Here is a 12,653-nt window from a genome sequence, read left to right as displayed (position 1 = left end):
AAGGGGTTTGATTGAAATCCCAGACGATCGTTTTGTCTATGGCGAAGATCGTATCGTATCCTTCGGTGAACTGGATGGTCGCGCTGTCGCTATCGTCTGGACGGGGCCCGGCTGGCAGAGCCGGATCAATGCCGAACTGCGCAAGGCGTTGAAACTCGACGGCTGAACATCGACCCGGTGTTCGGCTGGACAAATGTTCAGCCACGTGTCCGCTGTCACAGCCTATTGTCCCAAATATGGCAAATGGTCTGTTAACCGCGCTTGACTTGCGCCGTTACCGATAGGACCACAGGCAGCGGGGACGATCGACTGCGACATGACACTTGCCCAAACTGCACCTGACACGCTTTCCGACATGCGCGCGGCCAACCTGCATCTGCAGGCGACGATCGATGGCCTGCGCCAGTCGCTCGAGGCGGCAGCGGTCGAGGCCGACCGGCGCGTCACCCGCGTCCAGTCCGAAGAGGCCGCGCGGATCGCGGACCTGACCGTCACGATCCAGCAGATGCGCGATCAGATGGAGATGCAGCAACAGGCGCATGACCGCGCGCTGCAGGCAGACCGCGCGGGTGCGCAGGCCGAAATCGCCCAGCTCAGGGGCAGCATCGATGCCCTGCGGCTGACGCTGGACGGCGAACGCGCCGTATTCGATCAGGCGCGGATGACGATGGAAGCCGAACATGCCCGCGAGCGACTGGCCCTGCAGCAGCAGGTCCAGGCGCTGCGCGAAAGATTGGACGAACACGTGGTCGCACACATGGGACAGACCGCCGCATGACACCCCCCATAGCCGACACCCTTGCCCGCCCGATGACCGAAGACCAGCGCGCCGCGGCCTTGCGCCGCACCGAGGTGCTGCTCGAGGTCACCCGCAAATGCGCGACGATGACGCAGATCGATGGCGTGCTCGCCATGCTCGTCGAACTCACCTCGCGCGAGCTCAATTGCGATCGCGGCACATTGTTCCTCAACGATCCCAAGACCGGCGAGCTCTATTCGCGTTTTGCGCAAGGAAGCCAGAGCCAGGAAATCCGCATCCTCAACACATCGGGCATCGCGGGCGAGGTCTTCCAGACCGGGCAATCGCTGATGGTCAAGGACGCCTATGCCGATCCGCGCTTCAACAGCACGGTCGACCAGCGCACCGGCTACAAGACGCGCAACATCGTGTGCGTTCCCGTCCGCACTCCGCTGGGCCAGATCATCGGGGTGATGCAGAACATCAACAAGCACGAGGGCGACTTCACCGCCGAGGACGTCTCGCTGCTCGAGGAGATGACGAGCCAGGCGACGGTGTTCCTGCAGAGCCTGCAATCGATCGAGGAGATCGAGCAGGTCCGCGCCAAGGAGCTCGCGTTCCTTTCGATGATTTCCGAGATCAGCTCGGAAGTCGATCTCACCCGGCTGCTGCAGCGCGTGGTCGCCGAAACGGTGCGGATGTTCGAGGCTGAACGTGCGACTATCTTCATCCACGACAAGGCCACCGATACCTTGTTCTCGATGTTTTCAGCCGGCGGCAAGGTCAACGAGATCCGTTTCCCGTCGAGCGCGGGGATCGCAGGTACGGTGTTCACCAGCGGGCAGAGCCTCAACATCCCGCACGCTTATGCCGATCTGCGCTTCAACCCCAGCTTCGATCGGCAGACCGGCTTCTTCACCCGCTGCATCCTGTGCGTGCCGATCGTCAACAAGCAGGGCGAGGTCATCGGCGTCACCCAGGTGCTCAACAAGAAGACCGGCGCGTTCACCGACAAGGACGAGCAGCAGCTCAAGACCTTCACCGGGCAGATCGCGATCGCGCTCGAGAACTCCAAGCTGTTCGACGACGTCCAGCGAATGAAGCTCTACAACGAGTCGGTGCTGCAAAGCATGTCCAACGGGGTGATCACGCTCGATCCCCTGGGCAAGGTGATCACCTGCAACCAGGCGATCGAGCGGATCTGGGCGTGCAAGGCGGCAGAGGTCCAGGGCCAGCTGCTTTCCGATCTGCTCGGCGAGACCGGTGGCTGGATCATCGAGCGGATCGAGAAGGTGAAGGAGGAGCGCATCAGCGACATCTTCCCCGATGCCGATGTCGCGCTGTCGGGCGTGCACAAGTCGGTCAACCTCACGATCATGCCCCTGGTGTCCGAAAGCGACGACAGCAAGCTGGGATCAATGCTAATGGTCGAGGACATCAGCAGCGAAAAGCGCATGAAATCGACGATGTCGCGCTACATGGACCCGGTGATCGCCGCGCAGATGATGGATGGCGATGCGCTCGACCTATTGGGCGGGGTCAGTGCCGAAGCGACGATCATGTTCACCGATGTCCGCGGCTTCACCACCATCACCGAGGAATATGGCGCGCAAGGGACGGTGTCGTTCCTCAACGAATATTTCAGCCTGATGGTCGACTGCATCACCGCGCAGGGCGGCATGCTCGACAAGTTCATCGGGGATGCGATCATGGCCTGCTTCGGCCTGCCGATGCCGCACGACGACGATCCCGATCGCGCCGCGCGCGCAGCCATAAACATGATCCGCACCTTGTGGGAATGGAACGCGCAGCGCCGCGACAAGGGGTTGAAGACCGTCGACATGGGCGTGGGCATCCACACCGACAACATCGTTTCGGGCAATATCGGCAGCCCCAAGCGCATGGACTACACCGTGATCGGCGATGGCGTGAACCTCGCCAGCCGGCTGGAAAGCGCGTGCAAGGCCTATTCCGCGCGCATCCTGGCGAGCGAGACCACCGTTGCCAAGTTCAACGGCACCTACCGGATGCGCGATATCGATCTGGTGGTGGTCAAGGGCAAGACTGAACCGGTGCGCGTCTTCGAACTGCTCGACTATCACGACGCGCAGTCGTTTCCCGCGATGCGCGACGTTCTGGGCCATTTCGAGGACGGCATGATCGCCTATCGCGCCGCCCGCTGGGACGAGGCGATCGCCCGCTTCGAGAAATGCCTGTCGCTGAACCCGGGCGACGGCCTGTCGCGCACCTATGTCGATCGATGCCGCGCGATGCAGGCCAACCCGCCGACACAGGCGTGGGACGGCGTCTGGGTGATGAAGGACAAATAATCACAATGCGTATTGACATCCCTGATCTTTGACAGCGTTACTGCTGCCGAAGCAACGGGGGCGTTTGCATGTCGATCACAGATGATGACCTTGAACAGAAGTTCGTGCGCTTTGCCGAACCCAAACAGATACTGTTTCTGAGTGCAGACCTAGTCGGATCAACCGCCCTAAAGCAGAAGAAACGCAAACAGCGAAAGAGAAATGTCCATCATCCTGACACGCAGGAGTGGGCAACGACACTGCAGTTCTTTTTCACCAGTCTCGGACATTGCTTCGACAAGAAATGGAGCGAACGTAAGGCACATCTGCTGAGCCTCAAGGATGCGACGCTGGTTGAAAAAAGGCTGGGCACCAAGCCTATACTTTGGAAAACGATCGGCGACGAACTGGTTTACCGCAAATACGTGGCCAATCGTCATCAGGCAAAAGAGTGCATCGACATCTGGATCAATGCGATCCAGGAGCTCTACAAGAGGTTCGAAAAGGATCTCAAGAATCCCGAGATTTCGATCAAATCGACCGCCTGGGTCGGTGAATTTCCGATACAGAACAAGGTTTTGGTTGGCGTCCAGTTTTCAGGATTTTCGGGCCAGGATGGCAATAACTCTGGGCCCGAGCATAATGCCAAGTTGGAAAAAGCAACAAGCGCGGAAGCCGCCACCCGTTCGCAAAAAGCAGATCAGCTTGGAACGTCTCCAGCCCAGTTGCTGGACATCCTGGACGGCTTTGAGAGCAACCCGGTCAAAAATGGCGTCGAGATCGATTTCATCGGCCCTGCGATCGATATCGGGTTTCGACTGACCAAAAAGGCAACACCCAGAAAATTCGTTCTGAGCATTGATGCGGTGTTCCTCTACGTCCTGTCGGAACTGTCCGGCGACGGCGGTTCGCTATCCAATGTCAAGATCAACTATGACGGCTCAGAAATTCTGCAAGGAGTTCTGGGCGGCCTGCCCTACCCGATCTTCTGGATCGACATGAGCAAAAGCGATTCATCCGAAGTCATCGCCGACCAGTTCCTGTTCAGCAAGAACCCGATCGACAAGAACAGCATCTATAAATACTGCATGAAATTCTACGAAGAGAAGCTGAACTATGTCGATCGACCCTATATCATGACCGACGATGGTGTCAGCAAGACGCTGATCAACAAGTTGCCCAAATGGTATGATATTGAACGCACGCGGCTGAAGAAGGACTTTTTCGGGCCTCGCTGACGTCCTGCCGCCACCGGAATTCGCGCAGCCCGCCGAAACACTGCGCGCATGAAGGCTAAAGGGCAAATCGGAGCTGCGGGCAACGATATGGCCGTTCGTGTGTTGGCTCCAGACAGCTTTTTTCCGCCGTCCGCAGCTGCGCTCCTTTCCAGCCGAGGAAAAAAGGGCAGAGGCTCGGGCCATTCGTGCTAGGCGCAATAATGAACCCGACATCGCACGACGCATCCGATCCCGCTTCTGTCACCCCCGCGCCTGTTCCCACTCCGTCGGAGCTGACCCCGCCTGATAGCGCCGAACGCCGCAAGCGCCGTCTGCGTATCGCGCGCAATATCGCGATCGGTGTGCTGGGCACGCTGTTTGCCATCTGGCTGATCCTGTTCATCACCAAGGGACGTTTTCTCAAGGGCCCGGTCGAAGGCATCGCCTCATCGCTGACCGAACGCGAGGTGGCGGTGAAGGGGGACTTCCAGCTCTACTTCGCGCCTTTCAGGATCAAGTTTTTCGCCGAAGGACTGACGGTTTCGAACCCGGAATGGGCGACGCGCCCCTATCTGTTCACCGCGCGAAGGATAGACACCCGGATCGCGCCGCTGCCGCTGCTGCTCGGCAACTGGCGGTTGTACTGGCTTGACCTGACCGACGGCGCAGTCGACCTCGAATGGAACGCCCGGCGCACCGCCAACACATGGACATTCGACAGCAGCGGCGATGCCAAGCCGCTGGAGTTGCCGACGATCGACCGGGCTTCGCTGCGCGATACCAAGGTGCGATACCGCGACCCCGTGCTCCAGCTGCTGACCGATCTCGACTTCGCCTCGGTGGTGTCGAACGATGCCAGAATCGGCCAGGCGGTGCGGTTCACCGGCGACGGCACGTTGCGCTCGACCCCCTTCACGCTCAAGGGCGCGCTGCTGACCCCTGATGCCACGGTACAGCGCGGCCAGAACAAGCTTGAGCTGCAGGCGCGCGCTGCCAACAACATCATCGATATCTCGGGCACCCTGCCCAGTCTCGCCGATATCGAGGGCGTACCGCTGGCCACCAGGGCGCGGGGCCGCAATGCCGCCGAGTTGTTGGGGATCATCGGCGTCGTCATCCCGCGCACCCGGACCTACAAACTCAATGCCACGCTGGTGAAGAACGACCGCGAATATCGCTTCACCGGCCTGAAGGGCACGTTCGGCGACAGCGACATCGCGGGCAAATTCACCGTCAACATGGCGGGCGAGCGGGTGCATGTCGATGCGACGCTGGCGACAAAGACACTCGACATCATCGATGTCTCACCCTTTATCGGCTACAATCCCGATGTCGTGGCGGCGCGCGGCGTCCAGGCGGCGGCTGCGGAAAGCGGTGCGGCCCCTGCCCGTCTGTTGCCCAATGCCAGCCTTCGCGCCGAAGGGCTGCGCGTGTTCGACGCCGATGTGCGTTACACCGCTGCCCGGTTGCGGTCGGATAGCATTCCGATCAGCGACATCTCGGTCACCGTCGATCTCGATGATGGTATGCTCAAGCTGTCGCCTCTGATACTGACCATGGCGCGGGGCAAGCTTGAGTCCGATATCGCCATCGATTGGCGCCGCCGCCCGGCGCGAACGCAATATGACATCCGTCTGGCCTCGACCCCGATGGCGCAGCTGCTCAGCGGGTTCGGCGTCGCCGAGGCGGGCACCACCGGCACGGTCAAGGGCCGCATCCAGCTGACCGGCGATGGCGACGCGCTGCACGATTCGCTCGGCAGCGCATCGGGCCGGATGGCGTTCGTCATCCCCAAGGGCACCTTCTGGACGCGCAACGTCCAGCTGGCAGAGCTCGATTTCGGCACCTTCGTCCAGAAGATGTTCGAGGACAAGCTGAAGGACCCGGTGCAGATCAATTGCGGGCTGGTCGCGTTTACCGTGCGCAAGGGCGCGGCGGCGGCGGACCCGATCCTGATCGACACCACCAAGAACGTGATCACCGGGCGCGGCGGCTTCAGCTTCGCCACCGAGCAGATGGACATGGCCTTCCGCGCCGATGGCAAGAAGTTCAGCCTCGTGTCGGGCCAGTCGCCGGTGCAGATCGGCGGCTATTTCTCGTCCGCCAAGCTCAACGTCATCAGCCCCGAACTGCTGGGCCGCGCAGGCGTGGGCCTGGGGCTGGCGGTGCTCGCCGCGCCGCCTGCTGCGCTGCTGGCGTTCGTCGATGTCGGCGATGCCAAGTCTGCCGCCTGCGGTCCGGTTCTGCAGGGCGCAAGGGCCGCCGGCCAGCGCACCACCAAGGGCAAGCCGCGAGACGATGTCGGCAACGGCAAGAAGGCGACCAGCGGCAAGAGGGACGACAAGAAGTTCCTCGGCATCTTCTGACGGGGACATGAAAACGGCGGCGCAGGGTTGCCCCTGCGCCGCCGCTTCGTGTCAGGTCATCAAGCCTTACATCAGGCCGAGGTTCATCACCTTGGTCCAGGCTGCGACGAAGTCCTGGGCAAACTTCTGCTCGCCGTCGCTTGCAGCATAGACTTCCGCCACCGCGCGCAGCTCGGAGTTCGATCCGAACACCAGGTCGACCGGGGTTGCGGTCCACTTGACCTGGCCCGACTTGATATCGCGGCCTTCATACAGCCCCGGATTGCCCGCCGACTTCGACCACTTGCTGCCCATGTCGAGCAGGTTGACGAAGAACGCGTTGTTGAGCTGCCCCGGCGTGGTGGTGAACACGCCATGCTTGGACCCGCCGGTATTGGCATCCAGCGCGCGGAGTCCGCCGACCAGCACCGTCATTTCGGGCACTGTCAGGCTGAGCAGGTTGGCCCGGTCGATCAGCATGTCCACCGGCGCCATCTCGCTGGCCGCACTGTAATAGTTGCGGAAGCCATCGGCAGTGGGCTCGAGCGATGCGAACGAGCTGACATCAGTCTGCGCCTGGGTGGCATCGCCGCGACCCGGGGTGAACGGCACGGTCAGGCTGTGCCCGGCCTTGGCTGCGGCCTGTTCGATCGCCGCATTGCCGCCCAGCACGATCAGATCGGCGAGCGAGATCATCTTGCCGCCCTTCTGCGCCTTGTTGAACGATGCCTGCACCGCCTCCAGCCTGCTCACCACGCGGGTGATCTCGGCCGGATTGTTGACCGCCCAGTCCTTTTGAGGGGCCAGACGCACGCGGCCGCCATTGGTGCCACCGCGCATGTCGGTGTCGCGGTAGCTTGCGGCTGCCGCCCATGCCGTGCGGATCAGCTCGGGCCCGGTCAGGCCACTGGCGAGAACCTGCGACTTGAGCGATGCGACATCGTTTGCATCGACCAGCGGATGCGTCACCGCGGGCACAGGATCCTGCCAGATCAGGTCGACCTTGGGTGCGTCTGCGCCCAGATAACGGGTGCGCGGGCCCATGTCCCGATGGGTCAGCTTGAACCAGGCGCGGGCAAAGGCATCGGCGAACGCGTCCGGATCCTTGTGGAAGCGTTCGGACACCTTGCGATAGCCCGGATCCATCTTCATCGACAGGTCGGTGGTGAACATGATCGGCGCGTGGCGCTTGGTCTTGTCATGCGCATCGGGGACCAGATTGGCCGCGTTCTTGTCGCTGGGGATCCACTGGATCGCACCTGCCGGGCTGCGGGTCTGCACCCAGTCGAACGCGTAGAGATTGTCGAAATACTGGCTGGTCCAGGCAATCGGATTGACCGACCAGGCGCCTTCCAGGCCGCTGGTGATGGTGTCCGCGCCCTTGCCGGCGCCGCACTTGTTGACCCAGCCGATGCCCTGCTGTTCGGTCGCGGAACCTGCCGGATCGGCGCCCATGCAATCGTCGGGCTTGTGCGCGCCATGCGCCTTGCCGAAGGTATGGCCGCCCGCGATCAGCGCCACGGTTTCCTCGTCGTTCATCGCCATGCGGCCGAAGGTCTCGCGGATGTCACGCGCCGCTGCCAGCGGATCGGGGTTGCCGTTCGGACCCTCGGGGTTGACGTAGATCAGGCCCATCTGGACCGCCGCGAGCGGCTTTTCCAGCTGGCGGTCGCCATGATAGCGATCGGCGGCGAGGAACTTCTTCTCGCGGCCCCAATAGACCTTGTCGGCCTCCCAGTCGTCGGTGCGGCCACCGGCGAAGCCGAAGGTCTTGAAGCCCATGGATTCGAGCGCGACGTTGCCGGTGAGCACCATGAGGTCGGCCCAGCTCAGCTTGCGGCCGTACTTCTGCTTGATCGGCCACAGCAGGCGGCGCGCGCGATCGAGGTTCACGTTGTCGGGCCAGCTGTTGAGCGGCTCGAACCGCTGCTGGCCACCGCCCGCACCGCCGCGGCCATCGGTGACGCGATAGGTGCCCGCGCTGTGCCAGGCCATGCGGATGAAGAACGGACCGTAATGGCCGTAATCGGCCGGCCACCAATCCTGCGAGGTGGTCATCAGCGCCTCGATGTCCTTCTTCACCGCAGCGATGTCCAGCGTCTGGAATTCCTTGGCGTAGTCGAAATCGTCGCCCATCGGGTTCGACTCCGCAGCATGCTGGCGCAGCGGCGACAGGTCGAGCCGCTCGGGCCACCAATCCTGGTTGGACATCGCAGCCGAGCGCGCGGGCGCATCGGTGACGGTGGGGGCGTTTTCGGCACTCGCCAGCGCTGCAGGCGCGGACAGGCTGAACGCCAGCAGGGCGAACACGGAAACAGATGTGCGATTCATGGGTTGTGGCTCCTGGCAAACCGGCGAATTCGCCGTTCACCAGAGGTTAAGCCCAACCCGCCTGATTTAGAAAACCGATTTTCCTGATATATGTTAGTGAGAAACTAGATCAGGAGGAGCGCTGGAGGCGGTAGCGTGTCCTGTGACGTGTTCAGGCGGCCCGCTGAATGATCCGGTCGAGTTCTGCGCCTTCGCTACGAAGGACCTCCTCGATATCCCAATGGTTTTGGAGCCTCAGGAAAAATCCGTCTGACATTCCAAAATACCGGGCGAGGCGCAGATCGATGCGCGCATCCACATCCTTCCGGCGATCCATGATGGCGATGATCTCGTCCACATCGATGCCGGAACCTGCCGCGACGTCTTCTACCGGAATTTCGGTGCCGATCAGAAAATCTTCACGCAGGATGTCGCCGACATGGACGTTGTCCAGCCGCTCATCATCCTGTGTGATAGTCCTCGATCCGGACATCGTGGGCACCTCCGTCGGACCAGTTGAACGTCAGCCGCCACTGGTCGTTGATACGCACACTATATCGCAACGGCTGATAACCTTTCAACTGCTCAAACCGGTTGCCGCGCGGCACCCTCAGCTCTTGAAGTTGCTCGATGGAATCGAGTTGCAGCAGCTTGCGCAAGGCCGTGGCCTGGATATCCGGCGGCAGTTTGCGACTTGGCTTGCGTTGCCAGATCTTCTCCGTTTCGGCATCGGAAAATGAACGTATCATCTCGGCTTCTCCGTAAAGCCAAGCTTATGCAGCGCCAACTCGGTTGTCGCCATTCAACGTTTTCGGCGACCCTCAGAACTTCCGCTGCGTCTTCCCGTAGCGCATCTTGCGCGTGCCCGGCTTGCCTTCGGTCGCCCGGCCCTTCGGCGCAGCCACGCGCTGTTCGACCGGTAGCCCCAGCTCCTCCGCCTCCAGCTTGCGGATCTCGTCGCGCAACCTTCCGGCTTCCTCGAACTCGAGATCGGCAGCGGCGGCGCGCATCTTCTTCTCCAGCTCCTCGATATAGCCGCGCAGATTGTGGCCGACCATGTGCGGGCGGTCCGCATCGCCGGTATCGATCAGCACGCTGTCCTTGCTGGCGACATGCGCGATGATGTCGCCGATGTTGCGCTTGATCGTCGTGGGCGTGATGCCGTGCTCTTCGTTGTACGCCACCTGCTTCTCACGGCGGCGGTCGGTCTCGTTGAGCGCGCGTTCCATGCTGCCCGTAATCCGGTCGGCATAGAGGATCACGCGGCCCTCGACGTTGCGCGCGGCGCGGCCGATGGTCTGGATCAGCGAGGTTTCGCTGCGCAAGAACCCTTCCTTGTCTGCATCCAGGATCGCGACCAGCCCGCATTCGGGGATGTCCAATCCTTCGCGCAGCAGGTTGATCCCGATCAGCACGTCGTAGACGCCGAGCCGCAGGTCGCGGATCAGCTCGATGCGCTCCAGCGTCTCGACGTCCGAATGCATGTAGCGGACCTTGATCCCCGCCTCGTGCATGTATTCGGTCAGGTCCTCGGCCATGCGCTTGGTGAGCGTGGTGACCAGCGTGCGGTAGCCTTGCGCGGCGACCTTCTTGCACTCGTTGATCAGATCGTCGACCTGCTCCTCGACCGGCTTGATCTCCACCGGCGGATCGATGAGTCCGGTGGGACGGATGACCTGCTCGGTGAACACGCCGCCGGTCTGCTCCATCTCCCAGTTGCCCGGCGTCGCCGACACGCTGACCGTCTGCGGGCGCATCGCGTCCCATTCGTTGAAGCGCAGCGGGCGGTTGTCGATGCAGCTGGGCAGGCGGAACCCGTATTCGGCGAGCGTCAGCTTGCGGCGGTGATCCCCGCGCGCCATCGCACCGATCTGCGGCACGGTCTGGTGGCTTTCGTCGAGGAACAGCAGCGCGTTCTCCGGCAGATATTCGAACAGGGTCGGCGGCGGCTCGCCCGGCAGTCGGCCGGTGAGGAAGCGCGAATAGTTCTCGATGCCCGCGCAGCTGCCGGTCGCGGCGATCATCTCGAGGTCGAAATTGGTGCGCTGCTCGAGCCTTTGCGCCTCGAGCAGACGCCCTTCGATCTCGAGCTCCTTCAATCGCTCGGTCAGCTCGAAGCGGATGGCCGCTGCCGCCTGCTGCATCGTCGGGCCGGGGGTGACATAGTGCGAGTTGGCATAGACCCGCACGCGCTCGAGCTTGTCGCCGGGCCTGCCGGTAAGCGGGTCGAACTCGCTGATCGATTCCACCTCGTCGCCGAAGAACGAGATGCGCCAGGCGACGTCCTCATAGTGCGAGGGAAACAGCTCGAGCGTATCGCCGCGCACGCGGAAGTTGCCGCGGGTGAAGCTCGCGTCGTTGCGCTTGTACTGCAGCGCGACAAGCTTGCGGATGAGTTCGCGCTGGTCGACGCTCTCGCCTGCCTTGATGTCGAAGATCATCGCCGAATAGGTCTCGACCGATCCGATGCCGTAGATGCACGACACCGATGCGACGATGATCACATCGTCGCGTTCGAGCAGCGATCGGGTGGCCGAATGGCGCATCCGGTCGATCGCCTCGTTTACCGAGCTTTCCTTCTCGATGTACGTGTCCGAGCGCGGCACATAGGCCTCGGGCTGGTAGTAATCATAATAGCTGACGAAATATTCGACCGCGTTTTCGGGGAAGAAGCTCTTGAACTCTCCATAAAGCTGCGCGGCGAGGATCTTGTTGGGCGCCAGGATCAGCGCGGGGCGCTGCGTCGCCTCGATGATCTTGGCCATGGTGAAGGTCTTGCCTGAACCGGTGACGCCGAGCAGCACCTGGTCTTGATCGTGCGCCCTGATGCCCTCGACCAGTTCCTTGATCGCGGTCGGCTGGTCGCCCGAGGGGGTGTATTCGCTGACCAGCTTGAACGCGCGCCCGCCCTCGGCCTTTTCGGGGCGCTGCGGCTTGTGCGGCACGAACGTGCCATCGGTTTGCGGCTCTTCAAGACCGCGTCGGATTACCAGTTCTGCCATGCACCGGGATATGCGCAGGCGAAGGGCGCGGCGCAAGGGCAGGCAGCCGACAAATCGGGGCGATATGCCGGGACAATTGCAATCGCCAAACGGCATCTCTAGGGTTCGGCGCAGGAGATGCGGTCGCGCGTTCACCAACCGGTTTTTGGAGATGAGATGATGAAGGTGTTGCAGACTGTATCGATCCTGGCGCTCCCGCTGGTGGCGCTGGCCGCCTGCAGCGGCGGCGGTGCGGACAAGGATGGCGACGGCAAGATCAGCAAGGAAGAGGTCGTTGCCGAAGCCGAAGCGATCAAGTTCAGCGCTGGCGAATGGGAAAACAAGGTCGAGATCGTCGATGTGAAGTTCGACGAGAGCAAGCTCCCTCCCGAGGCCAAGGGCATGACCGGCGCGATCGTCAAGCAGATGGTCGGCCAGGTGCAGACCACCAAGAATTGCCTGACCAAGGAAGAGGCCGAAAAGCCGGGCGCCGATTTCCTCGCCGGGGCCGAGAACGACGAGTGCACCTACAAGAAGTTCGACCTTTCCGGCGGCAAGATCGATGCCGACATCGCCTGCAAGGGCAAGGAAGCGGGCCAGCAGGGCGACATCAAGCTGACCGGCACCTACACCGCCACCAGCTATGACATGCAGATGGCGATGGTGATGGCATCGCCGCAGAGTGGTTCGATGACGATCAAGGCGAAGAACAGCGCCAAGCGCATCGGCGAGTGCAAGGGCTGATTTACCTG

Annotated in this window: 10 protein-coding genes; 6 read left to right on the top strand and 4 right to left on the bottom strand. The window is 62.1% G+C overall.

The annotated features are described in order from the left end of the window. Positions 1-7 precede the first annotated feature (7 nt). From B5J99_RS19660 to B5J99_RS08610, 5 genes are all read left to right on the top strand, one after another. Positions 8-166 (top strand): BrnT family toxin, encoded by a 159-nt coding sequence (locus B5J99_RS19660; protein ID WP_156317921.1) that lies wholly within the window; start codon positions 8-10, stop codon positions 164-166. Between the two features lie 150 nt (positions 167-316). Then, positions 317-778: a hypothetical protein gene (locus B5J99_RS08625; protein WP_150126334.1), complete on the top strand. Its 462-nt coding sequence runs from the start codon at positions 317-319 to the stop codon at positions 776-778. Next, entirely contained in the window at positions 775-3,069 is a 2,295-nt protein-coding gene (locus B5J99_RS08620) for an adenylate/guanylate cyclase domain-containing protein (RefSeq protein WP_245991825.1), read from the top strand. The genes B5J99_RS08625 and B5J99_RS08620 overlap by 4 nt, the downstream gene beginning before the upstream one ends. 68 nt (positions 3,070-3,137) lie before the next feature. Beyond that, the gene (locus B5J99_RS08615) at positions 3,138-4,286 is read left to right on the top strand and encodes a hypothetical protein (protein WP_054133591.1); all 1,149 of its coding nucleotides are present in this window, start codon (positions 3,138-3,140) and stop codon (positions 4,284-4,286) included. Between the two features lie 200 nt (positions 4,287-4,486). Continuing rightward, the gene (locus B5J99_RS08610; RefSeq protein WP_245991823.1) at positions 4,487-6,631 is read left to right on the top strand and encodes an AsmA family protein; all 2,145 of its coding nucleotides are present in this window, start codon (positions 4,487-4,489) and stop codon (positions 6,629-6,631) included. 66 nt (positions 6,632-6,697) lie between these two features. Here B5J99_RS08610 and katG read toward each other — a convergent pair whose 3' ends face one another. The 4 genes from katG to uvrB form a co-directional block, all read right to left on the bottom strand. Further along, positions 6,698-8,941 (bottom strand): catalase/peroxidase HPI, encoded by a 2,244-nt coding sequence (katG, locus tag B5J99_RS08605; protein WP_117352179.1) that lies wholly within the window; start codon positions 8,939-8,941, stop codon positions 6,698-6,700. Positions 8,942-9,092: 151 nt separating this feature from the next. Beyond that, the gene (locus tag B5J99_RS08600; RefSeq protein WP_117352178.1) at positions 9,093-9,413 is read right to left on the bottom strand and encodes a HigA family addiction module antitoxin; all 321 of its coding nucleotides are present in this window, start codon (positions 9,411-9,413) and stop codon (positions 9,093-9,095) included. Beyond that, a complete protein-coding gene (locus tag B5J99_RS08595; RefSeq protein WP_117352177.1) occupies positions 9,382-9,669 on the bottom strand; it encodes a type II toxin-antitoxin system RelE/ParE family toxin in 288 nt (95 codons plus the stop codon). The genes B5J99_RS08600 and B5J99_RS08595 overlap by 32 nt, the downstream gene beginning before the upstream one ends. A 72-nt stretch (positions 9,670-9,741) precedes the next feature. Next, positions 9,742-11,922: an excinuclease ABC subunit UvrB gene (gene uvrB, locus B5J99_RS08590; RefSeq protein ID WP_054133594.1), complete on the bottom strand. Its 2,181-nt coding sequence runs from the start codon at positions 11,920-11,922 to the stop codon at positions 9,742-9,744. Between the two features lie 156 nt (positions 11,923-12,078). Between uvrB and B5J99_RS08585 the strand changes: the two genes are divergently transcribed. Then, a complete protein-coding gene (locus B5J99_RS08585) occupies positions 12,079-12,645 on the top strand; it encodes a DUF3617 domain-containing protein (RefSeq protein ID WP_054133595.1) in 567 nt (188 codons plus the stop codon). The last annotated feature ends 8 nt before the right edge of the window (positions 12,646-12,653 follow it).

It is taken from the genome of Blastomonas fulva (assembly GCF_003431825.1).
Classification (GTDB): Bacteria; Pseudomonadota; Alphaproteobacteria; order Sphingomonadales; family Sphingomonadaceae; genus Blastomonas; species Blastomonas fulva.
The sequence above is the reverse complement of the archived record's forward strand: the minus strand, read 5'-3'. Positions and strand labels throughout refer to the sequence as shown.